Source organism: Verrucomicrobiota bacterium, assembly GCA_021413925.1.
Classification (GTDB): domain Bacteria; phylum Verrucomicrobiota; class Verrucomicrobiia; order Chthoniobacterales; family UBA6821; genus UBA6821.
Window position 1 is genome coordinate 98,198 of sequence record JAIOPL010000026.1, and the last position, 23,375, is coordinate 121,572.

Genomic DNA, 23,375 nt, shown 5'->3' on the forward strand with positions numbered 1-23,375 from the left:
TCAGGAGAGCTGGGAACGCAGTCCCGCTAGCAACTTCTCCAGGCGCTTCGGGATCTCAACCTCCTCCAGCAGTATCTGGCGGATACGGGGATCAGCCACCAGGGTCGAGGCCACCAGATCTGTGATAACGCCAATACTGGTGATCTGATTCAAGTAGGCTTCGAACTGGGATGGGAGTTCGATCCCCTGCTCTTTGAAGCGCGCACACAGGGCGTGAAGCTGGATGACCTTCGATTCGAGATCATCGTGTTCCCCTTCATGACTGCGAAGCTCCTCGACCCGCGCAACACGATAGGGGCTCGACTGATCCCAACCGATGAACCGCACGCGGCAGACCCCCTGGAGGATCAGGTTGGAAGTTCCATCATCATTCCGGATACAGGCCCGAACCAATCCCGCTCCGGCGATCATCTCGACTTCGCTCTCCTCCTGATTGCGAGGCATCGCCATGGCTACCATGCGACCCGCAGCAAGTGCCTCCTCTAGCATCTCACGATAACGCGGTTCGAAAATATAGAGGGGCAGTAGGGCATTGGGGAAGAGTGTTACCCCGGGGAGCACCATGACCGGAAGGGTGGGCGGGAGTGGTTCTATTTGTTCCCCATTCATGACATCAGGCTACGCATTCCAGGAGCTCTCCATAAACCAGAAAAACCTGTTTTGACGTCCGATCCGACTCCGCAGTGAATTCTACCAATCACAGGAAGAAATGGTACTAGAGCGGCGAAGGGGTTTTGGTGGGTGGCGCGGAGGAAGAGTGATGGCTACCTTCAGGTAACCTGAGCGATGACGACACTGCTACACGCCAAAAGAACCAGCCGTAGAGTGTCATTTCTGATAGTGATTGGTATTAAGGCGAAATTGTTCCTTTTTAAACCTTCACCCAGCACTTTCCAGCAGCTAGTTACAAGCCTGTGATTGGCTCCTGTCCTCCCATGTTTTCTAGATCGGGCAGTGTGTCCTTGATGATCTGCCTGTTCATTGCTGCCATTTCCACACTCAGAGCGGGGACATTCGATCCTCTGACCGTGACCCTTCAGCCCAAGCTTACCATCGGCTCGATTCCCGTTTGGGAAACTGGAACCAATAACGTTCCTTCCATTCATCCCGAGTCTGATTCCGTTGACATTCCCGTCCCATCCCTCTCCTCCCAGGAGGAGATCGGGTGCTTCGCTCTTACCGTGGTGTTCCAAGACAACGGGGATGGAGGACCCGTCGTGGAGTGGAGATCTAACCAGGGGGATCTTACCCTTCTAAGTGCAGGCTTGGGGGAGACCGGGGTGGCGCTTGGATTGAATGCTCGCACTCTCCTGCTTCCCCAGTCACTGACCCTGGACGGGGGTACTGTCAGGGTCTCCTTTGCCGGAAGGTTTTCTCGCCTAATCTTGTTTTCCCTGCGACCGGCAAGGGAGCTGGGAGTGGCGGCGCTTGGCGAGGACTTCAAGCCTGCCCTTATCGAGAATGATCATCAGGTGCTTACCGAGGAGGAAGTCTCCGGAGGCGATCATCGTCCCCAGTCAGGAGACAGGACCGATGGTTATGTCATCCATGCGGATCTGGCAGCCTCTCCCCTGCGTCTCGATCTCTCGGGATCGGGAAACACGACGGAATTCGTGGTCCCTCTCTCCGGCAAGCCGGCGGGAAGCTTGCTACAGGCCGAGGTGGGAGGACTGGATCCAGAATCTTGGATTGAGGTCAGCATCAATGGCGAGTTGCGTGGCATTCTGGCCCCGGTCCCCTTTTCTCTCACGTCACCCGGCATCATCATTTCCCCTGATGGCCGCCTGCAAGTGGCGGGTTGGAGGAGCGCCTCGATTTTTATTCCCTCCCGACTCTGGACTTCGGGTGACAACTCGATTGTCCTCTTACTGCACCGGGCTCCGGGCGATTCCGGCGCTCCTGTCTACCTGAGGAATGTCAGAACCGATCTTCTTTTCCCCAGCGTTAGCACTCCATTACCTGCGACGACTGCTGCCCCGGTGAACGCCACCAGTTCGAGCGCCGGCACCAGTGCCGCCCCCTTATCAACGGCATCGAGATCTCCTGAAACCCTCTCTACCGGATCACTTTACGGAAATCCTTCGCCATCGCTTTTTCATGCCTCCTCACCGGCCCCCCTTCCCACAGGCGGCCCTCCTTAAACTCACCGACCGATCTTGACGCCACGCGCTTCCTAGATGAGATCTAGGGAAACACTGAATCTCCCCTTTCTTCAACCATCCGAACGATCTTGCCATCCATGAACAATCCCTCTCGTCGCAACCGCCGCGCCTCACTCCGCGGGGATTCAGGTTACACTCTCTTCGAGATCATGCTCGTCCTCGGCATCATTGCCGTCCTGGTCGGATCTGCAATCTACATGCTCTCAGGCAACATTGATGTGGCCAAGGAACAGCGCGTGCAGAGCGATATCCAAGCCATCTCCATGCAACTCCGGACTTATGAGATGCTCAATTACCGCAAACCAACCACCGAACAAGGCCTCAAGGCTCTGGTCCAGAGGCCCTCATCGGATCCGAAGCCGCAGCATTGGAAGAAGCTGATGGAGAGTGTCCCTCTTGACCCATGGGGTAATGATTACGTCTACATCAATCCGGGAAAGTTCAAGACCGACGGTTTCGATCTCTACTCATTCGGGCCGAAGGGAGTCGAGGGTGACGGCAATATCGGAAAATAATCGGCGGGTGCGGAGAAGGGCCGTCCGCGCTTTTACTCTTCTAGAGATCATCATTGCCCTCTCACTGGTGGCGATTCTCATCTCGGCCTCACTTCCCTATCTTTTCGACTCCTTTGCTGCTGCATCGGGAGACCGCGCGGCGGACGCTATCACAAAAAGAGCGCAGGAGATCCGCTCCAAGGCCATGGAATCCGGAGAACGTCAGAAAATCATCCTGACCTCCAATGGCATCAAAGACATGCCGTTGCCAAACGGATGGACGCTTGAAGTCAAGGGGCTCAACCACTCGAGATTCCATGCTCCTGCACGCAACCAGTCATGGGAATTCAATGCTGCAGGCATCTGCGAACCGATCTCCCTCCGCCTCACAAACAAAGATCGGGAGATCCTGCTCTCCTTTGATGCGCTGACAGCACAACCGGCCCATGATGATGAGTGACCGAGATCTTAAGAAAAGAGCAGAGGGCTTTACCCAGGGTTTCACCTTGTTCGAGGTGCTGATTGCTCTCGCGGTCTTCATGATGGCCGTGACCGGTCTGGCCATCGCCTTGAATACGGCGCTTCAGGCGGCCCTGGAGGTTAGGCAGCGCTCGTTTTGCCGGGCAGAACTGGAATCACGGCTCGCCTTCTGCCAGGCAGTGCCTCCTCCCGTCGGAAGCACCAGGGTCCTGGAGGCCTCGAAAAACCACGGGGTGAAGGTCGAGGAGACCCTTGTTCCCTGGCCGGTGAAAAACGGGCAGGGCCTCGAGGTAGTAGGCCTGAAGAAGCTGACGATCAAGACAACCGCCGGCAACCAGACGGATAGGGCCGAGATTCTTCTTAATCTGCCATGATCACCCGGGCCTCCAAACGATCTGGCGACAGTACCCTGAAAGCCTTCACGCTGTTGGAGGTCATCCTTTCGATGGCGATCATGGCCCTACTCGCAGCCTCGGTCTATGCGATCACGAGTTCCTCCATCACGGCAGCACGTACGGCGATGGATCAACAACTTGTCCTGCGCCGCCTGGATGCCTTCCTGCGAATCACCCGCAACGCTTTCCTTAATCTTCCAGAACAGGGAACAGTCGCTCTCGAAATTGGTAAGGGTAAAGGAGGGGAAGCAGAGCCCCGCTTAATCTTGGGAAAGGTTCAGGGACTCTTTGGGATGCCAAGCCTTGGTGGAGCATCTCTGATGCTAGCCTCAAAGGCGCGCTCGGATGGCACGAGGACGATCTGCATGGTAAGAATTCCCGCCCGTTTGAACGACCGTGAACTGGCAGCGGCAATGAATGCACCTGGCGTTCCGCTTCTGCCTAAAGTCCGAAAACCGCGTTGGTCGTTTATGGCGGGAGCCAATGGGGATGGGACACCTGCCTGGAAAGAGGAGTGGCCCGCAGGAAGTGGAAGTACCCGACCCCTGCTGGTGCGTCTGCAGCTAGAAATCGACGAGATACCGGATCCGGTGGAAGCGATTTTTTATGTGCCGCCGTTAGTAGCACCCCAAGCTGTCACGACAACTCAAACAAATGCAGTGCAGCCATGAAGAGCCTCCCTCTGCAACGAACCTCCGCAATGGCCCTGCCGATGGTGCTCTGGAGCATCGCCTTACTCACCGGTATCCTCCTGCTTTTGGCCGGAATCATCGAGGGATGGATCACCGAGGAGACACATTCCGGAAAACTCTTCCAGGCGCGCCAGCAGGCCTTGTCCGGGGTAGCCGTCGCCATGAACCCCGGGATTTTCCCGGGAGACCCCCTCTTAAATCAGTTCTCCAAGGATGGAAGCGAGGGATATCAGGTCGTGATCAAGGATGAGTCAGGACTGATCAATCCGAACTACTACCTCGCCCAGACACCAGATCAGCGCTCCGTACTCGGCCAACTCTTCACGTCGTGGAAACTCGACAAGAACACCTCGGACACTGCAGTTGACGGGCTCTATGACTGGCAAAGCCAAAGTCCCTTCCGGTCGCTTCATGGAGCGAAAAAAGAAGAGTATGAAGCCGCTGGAATGTCGGGTCTCCCTCCGGGAGCTCCCTTTGCCTCTCCCGAGGAGATGGAGTTAGTGATTGGGTTTGATCCGGTCGTGCAGGCAAAGCCGGACTGGATCAGCTACTTCACCACCTATTACAACGGTCCGGCGAATATTCTCCGGGCACCGAAAAACATCTTGGTAGAACTGCTCGGCTTGCTTCCCTCCCAGGCGGATGCCTGGATAGCCCTGAGAGGCGGCAAGGATGGAATTGAGAACACCGCCGATGATCTTCAGCCGACCGACATCACCAACGCCATCAGCTTGATGGGAGTCAATGGAGCGCAAGGAGCCGTTATTGCAAAGATCTGTACCATCGCGGGTTCCGTGCGCCGGATTGAGAGCACCGGCTTCTGTAATGGTGTGAAGCAAAGAATCACGGTGATTGCACCCGCGGGCTCAACACAAAGTCCCCAAGGTGCAAGCTCTGTGCTAGGGTGGTCGGAGCAATAATTCTGCCATGGATCCATCCTCCGCAATCCTCATGCCGGAGACTGCTTTGACCGACAAGGCCAAGGGCGGGAAACATCCTGCCTCCAACGGGAAAGAACGCTCCGGAGGCACTGTGATTGAACGAGCCGGATCACAACCGGGCAGATGGGAACGCTGGTATCTTCCCGCGCAGGGAAGTCCGGAAATTCTGAATGATGAAGAGGCCCTTCCCAAAAAATCCTTGCGGGTGACGGCACTTCCCTCCTCATCTCTTTTTTCCTGGCCCCTCTGGATCGCCGCGGAGGGAGAAAGCCGCGAACTCGTCAAGATGGAGCTGGCCGGAAGACATCTGCTGAAACGGGGGATGGAGGAGGGATTGACCGCCATTCCTATTCTTCAACTCGGTGAGCGGCGACTTGTCCTGGCCGTGGCAACAGAGGAACCATTTCCCGAGGAGATAATGCCCGATGGTTGGAAAAATGCCGCGCGCTTCGAGATTTCGGCTCGTCTCCGGTGCACCGAGGAAAAGCCCGATATGATTCTATGGCAGGAGCAGGGCTTCATTCAGGCCGCTTATTACCGTGATGGACAGACGGTCTGGTTCTGCGCCGTCCGCCCTGGACACTGCGGATCAACATTGCGACGCGCCTCGGCGCGACTTCTTTCAGAGGGTATCCTGAGTCATCTTCCGGATACGATTCTCCTTCAGGGCATATCGATTGAAGCACGTCTCTTGTTGACCAAGGAACTCGCTGCCAACTTTCCCCAAGCCAGCATCTCCGCGCCTCAGGAAGACACCCCTCCCTCACTCCCATCAACACCGATCGACCTCACTCCAACAGGGGCGAGACAGGAGAGGCTTCTCAAAGAACACAGTGATCGACTCCTCTCCATCGGTTCCGTGGCGGCCATCCTCTACCTGCTGCTCCTGGCTTGGGGCTCAGGAGATCTCCTGATCCGGCAGTCGGCTTTAAAGCGTATCCGGAGGGAAGTGGTGGGCATCGCCGCTCCGGCCCTCCAAGCAAAACAAGAATCGGAGCGCTGGAATGCCCTTCGCCCTGCCGTTGATCCAAGCACATATCCCTTGGACCTCTTGGCTGCTGCAGCAGCACCGACCGAAGGGGGCAAAGTGCGTCTCACCAACTTTAACCTGGATCATGGTCACCTCCTGATCTCAGGTGAGGCGACCGATGTCACCCAGGCTTACGCCTTTATCGAGCAACTCAAAAAAAACCCGCTGCTCCAAGAGTACGACTGGACGTCAGGCCAGCCCCAACTAGCGGGGAAAAACAGTGTGAAATTCGATATGGAGGGGACTCGCCAAAGTCCACGCCAAAACGTCCCATGAGAACTCTGGCGCCCAACGAAAAAACCCTTCTACTGCTGTTGTGCGGCGCACTCTTTGTTGCCGTCAACATGGCGGGAATCCGCTCATTTTTGAAAGCAAGGGAGGGGCTACGGAAGGCCCTCGTGACAGGGACGTCGGAATTGACCCTGGACAAAAATTGGATCGAGATCGGACGTTCGCTGGCTCCTGCCGATAACTGGATCAACTCCCATCCGATGCCGCGCTTTCTGCCTGATGAAGCAAGCTCACAGCTTCTGAAATCGGAGCGGGACGAAGCTGAAAAAGCAGGTCTCACGGTAACCGAGGAGAATCTCCTTCCCTCTGAGGAAACCCCTTATGGACCGACTGTCGCGGTTTCAGTAAAACTGACAGGTCCCTTCGAGGGAGTGGTTCGGATGCTCTTTGCCCTGCAATCCCCGACGGCATGGCGCACCGTTGAGAAATTGGCATTGAAGAGCGACTCCCAGCCCCCCAATGTCGTCGCCGACCTTGAGTTGCATCAATATTTTCAGCCGTCCGCAAGCCCGGAATCTTCACCGACACAAACCCATCCATGATCCTCAGAAGGAATATCGGAATTTGCACAAAGTCCCTCGGAATGAAGGGACTTCTGTTGTTTTCTAGCCTTTCCCTGCCACTCATAGCCGCTTCTGAAACTGTGGGAAGTGCCGCGGATCTCTCTAGGAATGCTTGGGAGAAGCCGCGGAATCTCTCCTCCTTCCAACAGTTGCTCAAACACTCCCCCTTTTCACTTCCCACAGCGGAAGAAAGTTCGCCCTTGGCAGATCGCTACGCCATGACAGGCATTGTCACTATCAATGGAGAGGAGCAGATCTTTGTCTTCGACCGCACCGACCAGAGCCGTGAACTCATCGGCAGAAAGCCGAACGCGAAAAACATGTCCCTTGTCTCGCTGATCCAGGACGGCAATACGGCACCACAGAAGGCAAGTATCTTGGTGGGTGGCCAAACGGGTACGATCGGCTTTCTGGAATCAACGCAGCGGCAAGTGGCGCCCTCGGCTCAGGCTGCGCCGGGATCCGTGGCTGCGGGCATTCCCGGCCCCCAAGGCTCTCAGCCCGGAGTGCGCTTGCCTCAGTTGCCCCCACTTCCCAAACTCCCTGGTGCCTCCCAATCCCAACAAACACCCCAAGGGGCCCAGCCTGCGCAGGGCCGTCGCATCATCCGCAGGCCTGTTATTACGGCACCACAGCCCCAAACCGCCACTCCATGATCTCCTTGCTACGCATCATCACTCCAACCTTTCTACTTCCTCTCTTTCTCTGGGGCCTAGGACTCATGGGCACCACGAGCAGAATCATTGCCCAACAACCGATTGGAAATCTCCCGGCTACGCCTCCAGCGGCAACAGTCAACCTGTCGACCCCATCTGCGGAAGAGGGTGTTTCGATCCAATTTCCACACACCTCGGTGGCCGAGGTGCTGATGACCTATGAGAAGCTCACCGGCAAGCGGTTGATCCGGGATTCTAATCTCGCGGGCCCGGAACTCTCGATCATGGTTGCGGATCTCATCCCCCGGCAAGAGGCGATCTCACTCATCGAAAGCTCACTTCTGCTCAACGGCTACACCATCGTTCCCGTCGATGATAAAACCGTGAAAATCCTGGGCCCCAGCCGCCCTCCCCGAAGCGAGGGACTCCCCCTCTATTTGGAAGAATCCCAGTTGCCTCAAGATGGAGACAAGATCGTTAGCTTCTACAAGCAACTGAACTTCCTCTCCCCTGCTGAGGCGACCTCCATCGTCGATGGCGTCGTCCAAAGAAACGCCTATGGGGCGATTGTTCAGATTCCCAACGCAAGCGCGATTGTCATTACCGACAAGACACCCATTATCCGCAAGGCAATTGCCATTCTGTCAGTCGTGGATCATGAACCTAGCCAGATCATCACGGAGTTCGTCCCCCTTCAGCGAGCCAGTGCCGAGAAGATCGTCGAGACGCTCAACCAGATGTTCGGAGGCAGTTCTAGTGGTGGTGGGACCGCAGCTCCTCCTCAGGGAGGCCAGGGGGCTGTTGCCTCGGCGGGAGGGGATGCCCACCTTCTGAGCGGCAAGGCCCAGTTCATTGCGGACAAGAGGACCAACAGAATCCTCATGATCGTGAAGGCCGAGAATTACAAATACCTGAGGGAACTCATCTCCAAACTGGATCAAGCAGTTGAGTCAGCCGAACCGCTTGTCCGCCCCCTGAACTATCTCTCTGTGAATGACCTCTTCCCCGTACTGGTCGATATGCTCAAAGGAAAGGATGACTCAGAAGCCAAGGGAAGCAGCTCAACCGGAAGCAACTCACAAGCCAACTCCAAGCAAAATCAAACTCAGAACTCCTCCACAGGTGCAGGTGGGGGTGGAGCAGGCGGAACTGCAGGTGCAAACGGAGGAGTTGCCAACACGCCTGATAAACTGGGTGAAGCGGTCGCCCAAAATCCACCCCAGTCCGCCACGATTGGCTCCACGAGTGTCATTGCCGACGCATCGGGCAACAGCATCATTGTCTACGGTCCGCCCGAGAGCAAAACGAAGGCCGCCCAGATCATCGATCTTCTCGACCGCAGGCCAAAGCAGGTTTATCTAGCAGCCGTTATTGGACAGCTCCGGCTTACGGAGGGTCAGGAATACGGGGCTTCATGGTTCGCCAAGATCAATAACGGGAGCAGCAACGGCCTTGTCGGAGGAGCACTGAACAACACATTCTCAGGCGTCCTTACCAACCTGGTTACCTCCTCGTTGACAAATGCCATCAGCTCCTTCCCGTCCAGCCTCACCGGACTGACGGTCTATGGAACCATCGCCCAAGGTATCGCCACTTATGCCCGTGCTCTAGAAAGCACTGGCAAATTCAGAACCATTTCGAGGCCGGTCGTTTACACGGTGAACAACAAGAAGGCCACGATCTTCTCCGGACAGAACGTGCCCATTCCCGGAACTAGCGTCTACACGCCGGTAGCCTCAGGCGCCACTGCCGTGAACAGCGTCACTTCCACCATCCAGTATCAGCCTGTGGTGCTCAAACTGGAGGTCATCCCCCTTATCAACTCCGACAAGGAAGTGAACCTGACGATCGCCCAGCATAATGACAAACTGGGTGCTTACAGCAACATTGGTGGCAACTCCGTTCCTACCATCGAGACTCAGGAACTGACCACGACAGTCCGCGTTCCCAATGGATCCACGATCATTTTGGGAGGCCTCATCACTGACGACAAGACCACCGATCTCTCTGGCCTTCCCGGGCTTTACAAAATCCCGATCATCGGCCCCCTTCTTGGTGGCGATAGTAAGAAGACCCGCTCTCGCAGCGAGCTCGTGATCATGATTCAGCCGATCGTTGTTGATTCCAATGAGTCCATGGAGAAGGCCAGCGTCGAGGAAGGCGCGGATAGCGAACTCGGAAAACGCGCCAAAAATATCAAACAAAAGCTGGATCCAACACCCAGTCCAACGCCAAAGAAAAAAGGATTCCATCTCTTTAGCCTGCCGAAGATCGATAATTACTAGGGAGACGGCATCACTTTCTGGTGGACGATCAGGGAGAGAGATTGCATCCTTTCCAACCCTTCATCTTCGGATGGAGAAGGAAACGGGTAGGTACCGAAGTGGCCAAACGGGGCGGACTGTAAATCCGCTGGCTCTGCCTTCAGAGGTTCGAATCCTCTCCTGCCCAGTTCCCCTTTCAGTAATTTAGAAAGAGGCTCCAGAGACTATAGCTCTCTTTTTTACATCACTGGCCAAATTGTCAGGAGATGCCAATATGTGCCACCTTATGTCCCCCGTACTGGCACACGACTGGCACAGGTAATCTGGAGGATTTGAATCTGAAATCCCGGCCCTCTGCTGTACCGGTACTCTTAGGTAGGTTTTCCTTCCGCTGTAACACCCCACCCATAAACTTTTTTTCTCAGATTCCTCCCCCATCAAACCCACCCCTGAGGTTTAGCTCCACAGAACCAATTGGCTCCCCCTACTACTTCTTTAGCTGGTAGTGACCCTTGCCTACCTTCTTGATCCCCTTGTTCTTCTTGCCGGTGGTGGCAAACCAGACGTGTAGAAAAAATGCGGACAACGGGTTTTTGAGTCGCAGAGAGACAGCAGTCTGATATACCAATACAAGTTAACACCCTCCATATATGATGAAACGCAATTCCTCTCTCCTTGCCTTGAGTTTGATCCCGCTTCTGATGACGGGATGTGCCATTGGGAATCACTACGATTACCAGAGCGTACGAGCCACTCTTCCACAGGCATCCAAAAAATGTACCGTCTCAGTAGTCACAGTTGATCAACGGCCAGATGTCCTTAAATCATCCGTTCAGGAAAACTATGTAGGCATGACTCGTGGCGGATATGGCAACCCTTTCAGGGTTTACACAAAGAGCGGGGCCCCTCTATCTGAAGACCTGTCTAGGGCAATTGTTTCGAGTCTCAATACCTCCGGGTATCAAGCCAGCCCAGTCACTTTTAATCCGGTTACCAATGAGGCATCTGCAAAAGCGCAACTCCTCGCCACACCATCAGATCGTCACATCCTTGTCACAATCAACAAATGGGAGAGCGATACCCTGATTAACACAGACCTAAATACAGACATAAACATTCAGGTGTATGATCACTCAGGAAAACTACTGGCTAATGAGAGCTTTTCCGCCTCGAAAGGCCTAGGAGGAAACTTCTTCGATCCTATAATTCATGCACGAGAAAGCGTCCTTTCTGAGACTTCCAGCATTCTTTCGCGGGTCTTCTCTTCGCCAAAGATCCATAACTCATTGTAAGCCGTCTCTGATTTTCGAGAGCGCGAGCGTTAAATACAGTTATGAAAATTAGACATATTCCATTACTCCTCATCACTTTTGTTTTAGGAGCTTGCGCGTCGTCTACGCCCATCCAGCGATATTCAGAAAGCCAGTCAGAATTCAATCCACCAACGCAGGTGATGAGCACCACTATCCCTCAAAAGGATTGGTATCGTCTGCATGTTCGAGCGGCTACAGGCTTTGTTCCTATTTCGGCTTGCCGTGAAGACGCCATCGAAAGAGCAAAACAATTCAGCGAACTCCAAGGGAAAGGAATCGTCATTCTCGGAGAAAAGACCTCTTCGCCAATTCTGTATCCGGGTAACTTCCCAAGGATCGAGATTATCTTTGCTACTGTAGATAAAAAGTAGCAGTCGCGGACTCTAGTCTTTTAAAGCTCATGTCAGTTCAGCCTTATTTAGAGAGCCTACGGCTCTTTTTAATCGAAATCCTCTCTTCGGAAATCCTTGAGACGCCTCCTGGATTTGACGAACACTCCAATCTTTTTGATGCAGGATTAGACTCACTTGGAACCATGCAATTGCTTGTTCGGATCGAACAGCGGTTTGGAATTCAGATACCTGCCGGTAAGCTGACAAAAGAAAACAGCTCAACAATCCAGCAACTATCGCTATTGATAGCTGACTCGGCGGGTAAAGAAGCTCCTCTCATCGGCATCCGAGAAAAAGCCTCTCTCTGAGCGGGCGTTGCGAAAATGCACGCCGACGTTGTTGTAATTGGGGGAGGAAGCGCAGGAATTGCCGCAGCGATCAGTTCTGCTAGAAAGGGCGCAACTGTAGTGCTTGTGGAAAAGCATGGAATGCTCGGAGGAATGGCTTCAACCGCCATGGTGCATTCCATTTGTGGTCTCTACTTACTTCGAGACAATGAGTCAGAACCGTTGGCTTTCGCTAATGGCGGATTCGCGAGGGAGTTTTCAGAGACTCTAATCAAAAAAGGGGGAGCGCGAGGGCCGGTGCGAATGGGCAGGTTGGATGTACTGATGCACAACCCAAGTTCCTATGCATTGGTTGCAAAGGAGATGGTAGATGAACTCTCAAATATTCATCTTTTTCTTAACACGCAAATATCCGAGACACACAAAAACGGGAATCGCCTTTGTAGGGTAAAGATTTCAGGAACTGAGGAGCACCACACCATCGAGTGTGAAGCCGTTATTGATACAACGGGAGATGCAGAGATCTTCATGTTGGCAAATGCCGGTTATGAGCGCTCACCATTAGAGACCCTCCAGCGTCCCGCCTACATTTTTTCGCTAAAGGGTGTTGATCCAGAACAGATGGGTGACAATGGACGATTGCTTTTGGCTCAGACGATTAGCCGAGGTGTAACATCAGGGCTTCTAACCTCCGGAGCCATGGGAACTGCTTTTCGTGCTGGGGTTTCAAATGACCAGGTTATGGTGACAATAGATCTGGAAGCACAAGGCTTTGATCCAAACGAAAACGAGAGTCGCGCCAATGCTGAGTCAGAGGGCAGGCGAATCGCCGTTCAGCTCATTGATTTCCTAAAGAATGAGATTGAAGGTTTTCAAGAGGCATTCCTTCCAGAGTATCCCTCATGTTTGGGAATTCGCGAAAGTCGCCGTAGCAATGGAATTTACCAACTAGCCGAGAAGGATATTCTCGAAGGTGCAAGGTTCGATGATGAAGTAGCTATTGCCTCTTGGCCGATAGAGCTGAGAGAAACTGCACGTGGACCAAGATTCAGATACCCAATTGATAATCAGCCATGCGGCATTCCTTTAAGATCCCTTCAATCCAAAGAGGTAGAAAACCTCTTCGTCGCAGGAAAGTGCATCTCAACTACTCATGAAGCACAGGCGTCTATCCGTGTAATCGGAACATGTCTCGCTACGGGCGAAGCCGCCGGCATTGCTGCTGCGAAGATAGCGGCAAAAACAAAGAACTAATGAGGGAGAGGAAATGTCTATTGAATCCCTAAAAATGAATTTCGTAGAAGAGTTGTTCCAGCGCTCAGATAGAGGAGCCCTGGCGTTGATTGATAAAGGTAAGATCTGCACCTATGGAGCCCTTGATGAGCACAGCGCCTGCATTGCGAAAGCGATCAAAGGGGCTCTTACTTTCAAGGGGGTTCCAAGAGTTGGGTTGAGATGCCAGGACGGCATGGAATATGTCGCCCTCTCGTTGGGTATTCTGCGATCAGGTTGTTGTCTCGTGCCGATTGCTCCAGAGCTAACTGAATCTGAGAGAAACAATCTTGTCTCAACGATCCAGTTGGACGCAGTAGTTCATCATCAGGTCGCCTCAGATGATCAGATATCTTTTTCCATAGAAGAGCTTCCGGGAGGTGAGGTGAGCGCGGATTTTGATAATTTAAACCCCGCATTCATTCGGTTTAGTTCCGGAACAACAGGAGCATCAAAGGGTATAGTATTATCCCACAAAACTCTGCTCGACCGGATTGAAACCGCAAACCGGGGCCTAAAGATAACATCTCAGGACCGGGTTCTGTGGGTCTTGTCGATGTCGCATCACTATGCAGCCTCTATAATGCTGTACCTGTGGAATGGCGCAGCGATTGTTCTGCCAGAGAGTTACCTACCCGGTGATTTGCTTGCCGCCGCCACTCGTGACCATGCGACTGTCATTTACGCTGCTCCATGCCATTTTATTTTTCTCACTTCTGGAGAGAATAAGGAAAACCTCTCATGGTCTTCCTTGCGGTTGGCGGTTTCTACAACAGCCCCGCTGCTTCAAGATACTGCAGAAAGATTTACAGCAACTTATGGAGTTCGTCCCGTCCAAGCATTGGGAGTCATGGAAGTCGGGCTGCCCTTTATCAATAACTCTTATGATGGGTTAAGGGATTCTTCTGTGGGGCGCCCATTGCCCGGTTTTGATGTAGAGATTCGAGATACAGCCGGAGTGGCTGTAGAAGCTGGCATTCAAGGAGAGCTTTTTTTGAAAGGTCCCGGGATGTTCGACGCCTATATTGATCCCTGGCAGACGAGAGAGCAGGTGACTGCCCCTGACGGATGGTTGAGTACCGGGGATATCGCTAGTATGGACTCTGACGGATATGTCTCCATTCTTGGTCGATCAAGAACGATCATCAATGTGGGGGGAATGAAATTCTTTCCTGAAGAGGTTGAAAGGTGCATCAATATTGTTCCAGGGGTCTTAGAATCTAGGGTAATTGCAACCCCCCATCCTACTTTTGGGTCGGTTCCCGTTGCAGAGATTGTGAGAGCAGTTGGAGAAGATGTTCAGGTCAAAACCCTTTCGATGCATTGCAGAAAACACCTGGCCAGGTACAAACTGCCGATTGAATTCCGTTTTGTAGGCTCCATACCAAAAACACCAACTGGGAAAATTAAAAGGGTATGAGAATTGCCGTTATCGGTGGTGGGCCGTCTGGCAGTGTTGCTGCTGCCTTGCTCGCAGAACGCGGCCATAGTGTCTTCATTTTCGACCAGGGTGGGCGTCCCAATACTCTTGCGGGCGAGTCCTTGGTACCAGGCGTCATACCGATCCTCCGCAAGCTAGGTATTGAGGAGAGGGTTGCAGCAATCAGCGTTCTCAAGCCAGGTGTTTCATTCTATCCAGGAGGGGGGAAGGAGTTCACCTTCAGCTTTACCTCATTGCCAAGGAAAAATCCCCAGTATGCCTATAATGTTCCTAGGCCAGGTTTTGACAATCTGCTGCAAAATCGAGCTTTGGAGTTGGGGGCCATCAAGGTCGACATTAAGGCAGAATTGCAGTCTTCAGGAGACAGACTCTTGTTGTCGCCAGATGCACTTGAAAGTGTGAAAGCATGGCAAGGGGTGCAACCAGATCTGATTATTGATGCTTCTGGTAGGCGAAGGATGAGTTCGAAGCTTTTGAATATTCGATCTGAGACTGGCCCGCGCCGTGATGTTGCTTTCTTTGCTCATTTTCACGGTTTCTTTCCTGAGACACCTTCGGGTCAGGTAAGGATCAACCGACTTTCGAGTGGTTGGGCCTGGAGAATCCCATTGAGGGATAAAATGTCAGTGGGTGTTGTCATGTCCCAGAAGGACGCCGCTGAACTTGGGACTTCTTCAGCTGAACGACTTAATGCGGCGATCAGAAGAGATCCCGTACTGAGTCAGGAATCCAAAGACCTCAAAAGAGTTTCTGAGGTTCGCACGTATGGAAACTACCAACTGATTGCTAATCGTGGGAGTGGTGAGAACTGGGCCGCTGTTGGTGATGCGTTTGGTTTTGTGGATCCCATGTTATCTCCAGGCATGATGGTGGCCATGGACTCTGCTCTGCAGTTATGCAAGGAGCTAGAGAGATTTCCAATCCGGGAGGCCTTAGAGCGATACTCTCAACGAGTGACTGAGGAATTGAGATCATGGATGGATCTCATCTCCTATTTCTATACCGGCAGGATCTTTGAACTTCATGATGCAGGTAAAGCGTTCCAGAACCAATATCACTACCTACCTCTTGGATTTATGGAGTCTTTTATGAGCATGAACATGGCAGGTATGGCCTCGGGCTTTACGACCTCATCTCCCTTCAGTCGAGGAGTGTTAAAAAATATGGACCGATGGGTTTTGGGTGAATCTGCGACGGATCAGAAATATGCAATCATCTAGTTCGATGCTCCCACTCAATAATTAATCCTAGGATGCTGATCCTTTGCTCCTTTTAAGATGAATAACCCTACAGCTAGTGCCGCACAGTTTTTTCTACAGCTTTCCTTGATATTGGCTGCATGCGGGGTCTGCCGTGCCGTTATGCGAAGGATTGGTCAGCCCCCTGTGATTGGAGAGATGATTGCAGGTGTTCTACTGGGCCCATCGCTTTTTGGTATTATTGCCCCAGATCTCTTTCAGGCCGTATTCTCTACAGCATCTCGCCCTGTCCTGTTTGCAGTGGCTCAGCTTGGGCTCTCTCTCTACATGTTTGTGGTAGGATTGGAATTCCGGACAGATGTATTTCGCTCACATCTGAGAACTGCGGCGCTAGTTTCAGCAGCAGGTATAATCGCACCTTTTGTCTTAGCAGGTTTCATTGCTTTTTGGCTGGAGCAAAAGGGGGGGTACTTCACGCCGCATGTCTCCCTAGCTATGGCTGTACTTTTTATCGGTGCTGCTATGTCCATTACGGCATTCCCCATGCTTGCGAGGATCATTCTTGAAAATGGATTGAAGGGCACAACCGCAGGAACGGTTGCTCTTGCTGCTGGTAGCTTTGATGACGTTGTTGCTTGGATGCTCCTTGCGACTGTGTTGGGGTGCGTTTCTGGAAACCCAATGCTTGTTGCAGCGGCTCTAGGTGGTGGCCTGCTCTATACATTATTTTGCCTGAAGTTGATTAGCCCTGTCCTTCACCACTACTTCAGAGATCAGAAAAACGATTCTGCGCTGCTTGGGGTACTGATGCTTCTTCTGGGTTTATGTGCCTGGTTTACTGATCTGATCGGTCTCTATTCTGTATTTGGTGCATTCATTCTAGGGCTCGCTGTGCCAAGAGGAGGGGCAGCAGAAAAAACCGCAGAGCGTATTAGTCCTGTTACCACGGTGCTACTGCTCCCGTTCTTCTTCACCTATTCAGGATTGAACACTCGTTTTTCACTGCTGAACTCTCCCTCACTGTGGCTGATATGCTTGTGCCTAGTTCTGGCCGCAGTAGCCGCAAAACTCGGTGCCTGCTATGGAGCTGCTCGCTTTTGTGGAAAGACTCATTCCGATGCGCTCACTATTGCATCACTAATGAATGCGCGCGGGCTTATGGAACTTATTCTTTTGAATATAGGACTTCAGGCTGGGTTGATTACTCCAACACTTTTTACCATGCTTGTCCTGATGGCTGTTGTGACCACTTTGATGGCTGCGCCCGGGTTTAATGCCGCGAAGAGACTTTCAAGAGGTAACTGCTGAAGGGTGTTCTGCCGGAAAGGGCAACAGACTCAACATTGCATCCTAGCTCCTCAAAACTGTGGGTAAGGTAAACAAGGTCAGGAAGGGTAACCCGTCCACCGCGAATCCAGCCACTTGATCTAATCCACCACTCCTGGATTGATGTGGCAAATGAACGCCAACCACGGCCGGTCACGCCAGTTCTGATTAGCACCTGTGACCCATGCCTTGTCGCCTCAGCTAGTCGCTTGATCAACTTATTCTGAGATGCGATCGGCAGGTAATGGAAAACATCAAACAGGCAGATGGTTTTAGCCTCAGTCAGTAAAAAACTCTCAAGGTCATGACAGTCGAGGCGAAGATCTTGAAATCCCAAAGAGTCCCGAGCCTTGCAACCCGCTGCAATCTTCCACTCATCAAGGTCACAACCCCGATATTCGCCATTAGAACCATTGATTCTTAACCATAAACCAAAGAGACCCAAACCGCATCCTAAGTCGACTACCTTGCCAGGGTGATTAACCACAGCTTGAAGACCAGCGTCGAACACGGGGTCGGCGGAGAGCTTACCCTGGATGTACCCTTGAAGCCATCGTCCTCCTGAAAACGATTGCGCGATCGCCTTGATGTATTCACGACGTTTGGTCATGGGAAACTCTCAAAAAAGCACATCAGAACCGGATGTAAGCTCTTTGTCTTTATCTTGTTGTGAATCAGCTGTGACTGGGATGGAAAAATTCTGGGCGAGCAACTAGCCTAGCAATGAATCATGGAAAACGGTGAGCCCCAGTTCAAGAACGAACCCCTCGGCCATGTTGCTGCAGACTCGAGAATTCACCTCACGCTTCTAGGGAATCTCAAACAGAAGGGTGCTCACCTATATTTTATCGTTACGGCACTTCTTTTGGGGGTTCGGTGGCAGATCCTGATCCTCACCGGTCTCAAAAAGCATGATCCCTCCAAGGAACGCCTTCGTCTGGGACTTGGATCACTCAAATATATCACCCTGCTCGAATCCTGGGGACTTATACGTACTGAGTTTGTCGGTTTCGATGACGCCTCATCGTGGAGGGGACGGATTATCGCGCCGAATCATCCCTCGATGATTGATGCCATACTGATCATGTCCAGAGTCATGCAGACTGACTGTGTGATCAATGCTAAGCTTCTCGCAAACCCACTCACCGTTGGCGCCGCACGACTCTGTAACTTCATTCTTAATGACAGCACCTTGGGTATGATCAAAACCTGCCAGACGAGGCTGGCAGAAGGTGCAAACATTTTGATCTTTCCCGAGGGAACACGCACCCGAACTCTGCCCCTAGGCCGCTTTTACCATTCCTATGCCTTAGCGGCTATCCGCGCTGGAGCCCCAATACAAACGGTATTCATCGAGTGTGATTCGAACTACTTCGGCAGCGAATTCTCTTTCATAAAACCCTCCCGATCAAGGGTCCCTCTTTTATTCAAGATCAGTGCCGGCAAGGTTTTTCATACCACAAAAGACCTTTCTCCTCGGGAGCTTTCATCTGAGATAGAGAATTATTTTCGCATGAACCTGATGAGCAGTGGTGTCGGAGTCTCGCGTACCACGGATACAAAATGAAGACACTCGAGCATTCCCATTGCGTCATTATACCTAGTTTCAACAGCGGCGATCTGTTGAAAAAGACAGTTCTCGAAGCCCTACAGAACTGGGAGAGCGTGATCGTAGTCGATGATGGTTCTACAGACAGCAGCTTCGATGGATTGAAAGGGTGCCAGGAGTCTAATCAAGGACTGATTATCCTCAGGCACGGCAGCAATCTCGGCAAGGGTGCTGCAGTCATCACAGGTATGTACCATGCTCAAGAGCGAAGATTCACACATGCAGCAGTCTTTGATGCTGATGGCCAGCATGCTGCATCGGATCTTCGACGCTTTATGGATCAATCTCGCCTGCATCCTGAGGCTATGATTCTAGGAGTTCCGATCTTTTCTGCGGAGGCGCCTGCCCTTCGGGTCAATGGACGATTAGTGGGTAACTGGTGGACGAACCTCGAGACACTTTGGGGAGGCGTACGAGATTCCTTGTATGGCTTTCGTGTCTACCCGATCGAACCATCCTTACAAGTTATGCGCAGCATTAAGGGAGGAAGACGTTTTGACTTTGATACCCAGCTTGCCGTCAGGCTCTATTGGATGGGCATTCCGCCGCTAAATCTTGATACGCCAGTCACCTACAAGAAGAAGACACAAGGAGGTGTGACGCACTTCAAGTACGTAAGGGACAACCTGCTACTCGTTTACGTACATACTCAGCTTGCTCTTATCGCCTTTACCATGATCCCAAGGCTGCTTCGATTGCGATACCGGAGGGCTCTCAAATCCCAGTGAATTATCTCACTCCAAAACAGAGACGTGGAATTGGCTACGTCTCAGCAGGAGCTTTAGGATTTGGGGCGATTAAGACAGGTCTGGCTGGAGCTGCCGCGACAAGCAGCATTCTCGCGGTTGGTAGCGGAGCCGTCTTGCTGATCCCTTCCCTTCTTCGAAATTGTTCTTTGTACGGACAGGTGGTTACTCGATTTGCTCCCGAAGATCGGCAGGTCTGGCTGACCATCGATGATGGACCTACGCCAGAAAATACACTCGAAATGCTCGATGTACTCTCCCGGCATGATGCCTTGGCGACTTTTTTCTGTATCGGTCAGCAAATAGCGAAACACCCCGAACTTGCCATCGCCATCCATTCATCCGGCCACTCTCTTCAAAATCACACATACAGCCATTCAGCAGGCACTTTTTGGGCTACCACCAGAAGCAGGGCTTCATCGGAGATCAGTGAATGTAGCCGTCTGATCCAAAATGCCTCGGGGCTATCCCCTATCCAGTTTCGAGCACCTGCTGGACTTGCAAATCCCTTACTTCATCGTGCCGTTGAAGACGCCGGCTTAAGCTTTGTCGGTTGGTCCGCTTCAGGATTTGATGGTGTTCCACGGGACCCCAAGGCAGTAATTCAGAGAATCATGCATTCTGTAAAACCTGGTGCCATCATCCTGCTCCATGAAAGCTCCCTGAAAAACATGAGGCCAGGAACAAGAGCCAGAACACTTGAATCACTTCTGAAGGGGCTTCATGAAGAGGGGTACACCACCACAATACCGAGCCTCAATCTGATCTGATCTTTCCTTGTCCGGTGGGGGGTGTCGGCTGTTATAGTGACAGCCATTGTATGTCGGAAATAACCATCGATGCCCTAAAGACGATTCTTGTCGAGAACTGCATGGTCAAAGTAGATCTCTCAACGATTTCAGAAGAGACCCCTCTTTTTGGTCCTGAAGGGATTGGCCTCGATTCCCTGGATGCTCTCCAGATTATCATCGCTGTTGAAAAACAGTACGGCGTCATCATCGGAGACCCTACTGCAGCGCGAGATGCTCTTCAGAGTCTGGGAGTTCTTCGAGACTGGGTCCTGAAAGCAGTTGCTGTACGGCAGTCCGCAATCAACTGACCATGGGATCGAACACTTTATACGATGTAGCAATCATCGGTGGGGGGCCTTCGGGATCTGCCGCAGGGGCACAACTTGCTAAAAGCGGAAAACGGGTATTGATTCTGGAAAAGGAATCATTTCCTAGATTTACGGTTGGTGAGTCGCTGCTTCCTCATGGGAATGATCTTCTACGTGAGATTGGTGTCTGGGATAAGATGGAACAGGCTGGGTTCCTTCGTAAATACGGTGCCGAATTCTCTACAGGGGACGGAAGCAGACTTCAGCGCTTTTGGTTCGCCAAAAATCTCGGTCAGTCCAGGGAATACACTTATCAGGTTGAACGCTCTCAATTTGATCACCTCTTGTTGAACCACGCACGAGACTTGGGGTGTGAGGTTTTGGAACAGACGAGAGTGCAGGATCTGATTCAAAATAATCCTGAAAGAATTGAACTAGAATGCACTGGCCCTAATGGCCCGCAGAGTATTTCAAGTCGCTGGGTTATTGATGCTAGTGGAAGAAACTCTTTTGCAGGCAGTCGCGTTGGATTGAAGAGAAAGAGCACACAAAAGCATCGGAGAGTAGCAATATATGGCCACTTCAAAGGTGTTTTTCGGAACAGTGGAAAAGCAGAAGGGCATATTACCATAGCACGATTGGCGGAAGGATGGTTTTGGTTAATACCACTTGCAGGAAATCGTACTTCAGTAGGCCTCGTTCTACCTGCAGAGCAAATGAAAGGAGGATCTCCTGATTCACTCAAAGCGATCTTTAATCAGGCAGTTCAAGCAAACACCGAGGTAAAGGCACGCATGCACGGCGCCACTCCCATTACTCCACTTGCAGCAACAGGTGACTACAGCTGGAAGTTTTCATCATTTGCTTCTGAAAGAGTGATTCTCACCGGGGATGCTGCTGGATTTGTTGATCCCATATTCTCATCCGGTGTGATGCTGGCATTAAAGTCCGCTATGCGCGCATCTGATCTCATTAATCATGCCGAAGCACGCAATCGATTCCTAACCAGATGGGAAAGGTTCTCGTATACGCGTGAAATCACAGGCTGGATGAACCAGTACGCTCGCATCATCAGAGCATTTTACGACCGCGCAGGATTTGAGGTATTTATGAACCCCTCATCGTTCATGAAGATTCCTGAAAGCATTGGCCGCCTCGTAGGGGGAGATGCTCATCCTGGGCTTACCGATCGAATTCGGCGTGATGCTTTTCATGTGATCTGCAAAATCCAACGCTTTTTGCCGATTGCTCCAGCAATTACCTCACTGAGGTGATTGAGGATAAGAATCCTTGAGCCGTCTCGCGGACTTTTGATTTTGCCGATGTCTATGAACAGACAGGATCGTGATTATAGGGGTAGGCGTTTTTACCGCTTCCTCTACAATGCTTGGTGGTTCGAGTTTGTTCTTTTTGCATGGCGAATAGTCGGGAAAGAACTGGGTAGATTTATTGCTCGAGGTATAGGCCTTGCATACGCTCTGACTCATCCAGCAACGGTAAAGGCGATCCGCTCAAATGTTGCTCTCTTGGCACCAGAGAAAGCCTCTTTTCAGACTGCCTGCAGGCTACTCATGAACCAGGCGGAATGCTTTTCCATCTACGGTGAGTTGGCTGCTATCCAGCCTGAAAAGGTATTAAGCCTTTTGGCAAAAAAAGAGGGTTTCCAATTTCTCAAACAGGCACATGACGATGGAAAAGGCTGTCTTCTAGTGACCGGTCACCTTGGGTTCTTTGAGCTTGGAGGACTCGTGATGAGGCAAATGGATTTCCCTATGACTGCGTTGACTCAGCCCGAGCCCTCGCCGGGACTGACCCAATGGCGGACAGATTTCAGGGCAAGATGGGGGGTCAACACCATTGTGGTAGGGGATGATGCCTTTTCAGTTGTTGAAATTGCTAGAACCCTCCGAAATGGCGGATTCGTAGCAATGCTTGCAGACCGACCTTACAACAACAGTAACTCCATACCTGTGGAGTGTCCCTATGGGCACATGCTGTTTTCGGGGGCCCCAGTTCTTATTTCTCTTATCTCCGGGTGTCCCATTATCCCTGTGGGGGTAACAACCCAAAGTGATGGGAAGTTCCAAATCACGGCACAACCGCCGATTTATCCCAAATGGTTACCAGAGGGCAGGGAGCAAAGTCTCGCCCACTACACACGGCAGATTGCCAAGTCGTTGATCCCGATGTTTATGGAAAAGCCCGATCAATGGTATCATTTCTCTTCACTTGGATGCACTGCATCATCCGGGTCGAGCTTGAATCCCGCTACTACAATCTCATGAACCAGAGCTCCCTCACTCCGCATGGACCCGGTTTTCGGTTTGCAGACCGCTTCGAGAAGTCTAGTGCAGATTGTGGAATCGGATGGAAGACGTTTGATGGAACAGAACCATTTTTTGCTGATCACTTTCCGGATAACCCATTACTACCCGCGGTTCTTCTTGTAGAATGTGCCGCCCAGGCAGCAGGTATTCTTATTATGCACGGTTCCAAGGAACAACACGAGCCGATGTTCCTTGCGAGCATTGACCAGTTCCGGGTTGTTGCTGCTGTCTATCCGGGAGATACACTCAGGAGTAGCGTGGCGATCATTAAATCATTTGGGCATCTCGTTCAGGTAGAAGCAGAATGCCATGTGGGAGAAAAGGTTGTTGCGAGAGGTCGTTTGATGCTGAGTCGCCAATTAAGCTCAGCATCTTCATGAGATAGAGCTAACTGAC

At 52.0% G+C, this 23,375-nt stretch carries 26 protein-coding genes and 1 tRNA gene; 25 read left to right on the top strand and 2 right to left on the bottom strand.

The window, feature by feature from the left end; all coding sequences use genetic code 11:
- A complete protein-coding gene (locus tag K8R57_10285; protein MCE9588687.1) occupies window positions 1–609 on the bottom strand; it encodes an LON peptidase substrate-binding domain-containing protein in 609 nt (202 codons plus the stop codon).
- A 356-nt stretch (window positions 610–965) separates the two neighbouring features.
- On the opposite strand from K8R57_10285, the gene K8R57_10290 reads away from it, so the two are divergent.
- The 18 genes from K8R57_10290 to K8R57_10375 all read left to right on the top strand — a co-directional run bounded on the left by K8R57_10290 (window position 966) and on the right by K8R57_10375 (window position 17,180).
- Window positions 966–2,141: a hypothetical protein gene (locus tag K8R57_10290; protein ID MCE9588688.1), complete on the top strand. Its 1,176-nt coding sequence runs from the start codon at window positions 966–968 to the stop codon at window positions 2,139–2,141.
- Window positions 2,142–2,239: 98 nt separating this feature from the next.
- Window positions 2,240–2,677, top strand: a complete 438-nt coding sequence (gene gspG, locus K8R57_10295) for a type II secretion system major pseudopilin GspG (GenBank protein ID MCE9588689.1) — start codon at window positions 2,240–2,242, stop codon at window positions 2,675–2,677.
- Between the two features lie 7 nt (window positions 2,678–2,684).
- A complete protein-coding gene (locus tag K8R57_10300) occupies window positions 2,685–3,116 on the top strand; it encodes a type II secretion system GspH family protein (GenBank protein MCE9588690.1) in 432 nt (143 codons plus the stop codon).
- Window positions 3,117–3,171: 55 nt separating this feature from the next.
- Window positions 3,172–3,510: a hypothetical protein gene (locus K8R57_10305; protein ID MCE9588691.1), complete on the top strand. Its 339-nt coding sequence runs from the start codon at window positions 3,172–3,174 to the stop codon at window positions 3,508–3,510.
- The gene (locus K8R57_10310; GenBank protein MCE9588692.1) at window positions 3,507–4,202 is read left to right on the top strand and encodes a prepilin-type N-terminal cleavage/methylation domain-containing protein; all 696 of its coding nucleotides are present in this window, start codon (window positions 3,507–3,509) and stop codon (window positions 4,200–4,202) included. The genes K8R57_10305 and K8R57_10310 overlap by 4 nt, the downstream gene beginning before the upstream one ends.
- The gene (locus K8R57_10315) at window positions 4,199–5,143 is read left to right on the top strand and encodes a general secretion pathway protein GspK (GenBank protein ID MCE9588693.1); all 945 of its coding nucleotides are present in this window, start codon (window positions 4,199–4,201) and stop codon (window positions 5,141–5,143) included. The genes K8R57_10310 and K8R57_10315 overlap by 4 nt, the downstream gene beginning before the upstream one ends.
- Before the next feature lie 7 nt (window positions 5,144–5,150).
- Entirely contained in the window at window positions 5,151–6,470 is a 1,320-nt protein-coding gene (locus K8R57_10320) for a hypothetical protein (protein MCE9588694.1), read from the top strand.
- Window positions 6,467–7,027, top strand: coding sequence for a type II secretion system protein M (locus tag K8R57_10325; GenBank protein ID MCE9588695.1), 561 nt, complete (start codon window positions 6,467–6,469; stop codon window positions 7,025–7,027). Before K8R57_10320 ends, K8R57_10325 begins: the two co-directional genes overlap by 4 nt.
- Window positions 7,028–7,248: 221 nt before the next feature.
- Window positions 7,249–7,704, top strand: coding sequence for a hypothetical protein (locus K8R57_10330; GenBank protein MCE9588696.1), 456 nt, complete (start codon window positions 7,249–7,251; stop codon window positions 7,702–7,704).
- The gene (locus K8R57_10335) at window positions 7,701–9,989 is read left to right on the top strand and encodes a hypothetical protein (protein MCE9588697.1); all 2,289 of its coding nucleotides are present in this window, start codon (window positions 7,701–7,703) and stop codon (window positions 9,987–9,989) included. The genes K8R57_10330 and K8R57_10335 overlap by 4 nt, the downstream gene beginning before the upstream one ends.
- Window positions 9,990–10,073: 84 nt before the next feature.
- Window positions 10,074–10,155 (top strand) — tRNA-Tyr (locus K8R57_10340).
- Between the two features lie 463 nt (window positions 10,156–10,618).
- Window positions 10,619–11,260: a hypothetical protein gene (locus K8R57_10345; GenBank protein ID MCE9588698.1), complete on the top strand. Its 642-nt coding sequence runs from the start codon at window positions 10,619–10,621 to the stop codon at window positions 11,258–11,260.
- Between the two features lie 161 nt (window positions 11,261–11,421).
- A complete protein-coding gene (locus K8R57_10350) occupies window positions 11,422–11,652 on the top strand; it encodes a hypothetical protein (protein ID MCE9588699.1) in 231 nt (76 codons plus the stop codon).
- 29 nt (window positions 11,653–11,681) lie between these two features.
- Window positions 11,682–11,981, top strand: a complete 300-nt coding sequence (locus tag K8R57_10355) for an acyl carrier protein (GenBank protein ID MCE9588700.1) — start codon at window positions 11,682–11,684, stop codon at window positions 11,979–11,981.
- A 15-nt stretch (window positions 11,982–11,996) separates the two neighbouring features.
- On the top strand, window positions 11,997–13,214 hold the full coding sequence (locus tag K8R57_10360) for an FAD-dependent oxidoreductase (protein ID MCE9588701.1): 1,218 nt from the start codon (window positions 11,997–11,999) through the stop codon (window positions 13,212–13,214).
- Between the two features lie 13 nt (window positions 13,215–13,227).
- Window positions 13,228–14,652 carry an acyl--CoA ligase gene (locus K8R57_10365; protein ID MCE9588702.1) on the top strand — a complete coding sequence of 475 codons (1,425 nt, stop codon included), beginning with the start codon at window positions 13,228–13,230 and terminating at the stop codon, window positions 14,650–14,652.
- Window positions 14,649–15,893, top strand: coding sequence for a tryptophan 7-halogenase (locus K8R57_10370; protein ID MCE9588703.1), 1,245 nt, complete (start codon window positions 14,649–14,651; stop codon window positions 15,891–15,893). The genes K8R57_10365 and K8R57_10370 overlap by 4 nt, the downstream gene beginning before the upstream one ends.
- Before the next feature lie 57 nt (window positions 15,894–15,950).
- Window positions 15,951–17,180 carry a cation:proton antiporter gene (locus K8R57_10375; GenBank protein MCE9588704.1) on the top strand — a complete coding sequence of 410 codons (1,230 nt, stop codon included), beginning with the start codon at window positions 15,951–15,953 and terminating at the stop codon, window positions 17,178–17,180.
- Here K8R57_10375 and K8R57_10380 read toward each other — a convergent pair.
- Window positions 17,143–17,808, bottom strand: coding sequence for a hypothetical protein (locus tag K8R57_10380; protein ID MCE9588705.1), 666 nt, complete (start codon window positions 17,806–17,808; stop codon window positions 17,143–17,145). The two genes, K8R57_10375 and K8R57_10380, sit on opposite strands and share 38 nt — an antisense overlap.
- Window positions 17,809–17,928: 120 nt before the next feature.
- Between K8R57_10380 and K8R57_10385 the strand changes: the two genes are divergently transcribed.
- The 7 genes from K8R57_10385 to K8R57_10415 are packed head-to-tail and all read left to right on the top strand — an operon-like array spanning window position 17,929 to window position 23,359.
- Window positions 17,929–18,765 carry a 1-acyl-sn-glycerol-3-phosphate acyltransferase gene (locus K8R57_10385; protein MCE9588706.1) on the top strand — a complete coding sequence of 279 codons (837 nt, stop codon included), beginning with the start codon at window positions 17,929–17,931 and terminating at the stop codon, window positions 18,763–18,765.
- On the top strand, window positions 18,762–19,535 hold the full coding sequence (locus K8R57_10390; GenBank protein MCE9588707.1) for a glycosyltransferase family 2 protein: 774 nt from the start codon (window positions 18,762–18,764) through the stop codon (window positions 19,533–19,535). Before K8R57_10385 ends, K8R57_10390 begins: the two co-directional genes overlap by 4 nt.
- Window positions 19,532–20,323: a polysaccharide deacetylase family protein gene (locus K8R57_10395; GenBank protein MCE9588708.1), complete on the top strand. Its 792-nt coding sequence runs from the start codon at window positions 19,532–19,534 to the stop codon at window positions 20,321–20,323. The genes K8R57_10390 and K8R57_10395 overlap by 4 nt, the downstream gene beginning before the upstream one ends.
- A 50-nt stretch (window positions 20,324–20,373) precedes the next feature.
- Window positions 20,374–20,652, top strand: coding sequence for an acyl carrier protein (locus tag K8R57_10400; GenBank protein MCE9588709.1), 279 nt, complete (start codon window positions 20,374–20,376; stop codon window positions 20,650–20,652).
- 2 nt (window positions 20,653–20,654) lie between these two features.
- Window positions 20,655–21,926, top strand: a complete 1,272-nt coding sequence (locus K8R57_10405; protein MCE9588710.1) for a tryptophan 7-halogenase — start codon at window positions 20,655–20,657, stop codon at window positions 21,924–21,926.
- 54 nt (window positions 21,927–21,980) lie between these two features.
- Window positions 21,981–22,937, top strand: coding sequence for a lysophospholipid acyltransferase family protein (locus K8R57_10410; GenBank protein MCE9588711.1), 957 nt, complete (start codon window positions 21,981–21,983; stop codon window positions 22,935–22,937).
- Complete coding sequence (locus tag K8R57_10415; GenBank protein MCE9588712.1) at window positions 22,934–23,359, top strand: 3-hydroxyacyl-[acyl-carrier-protein] dehydratase FabZ; 426 nt, start codon at window positions 22,934–22,936, stop codon at window positions 23,357–23,359. Before K8R57_10410 ends, K8R57_10415 begins: the two co-directional genes overlap by 4 nt.
- Window positions 23,360–23,375: the final 16 nt, after the last annotated feature.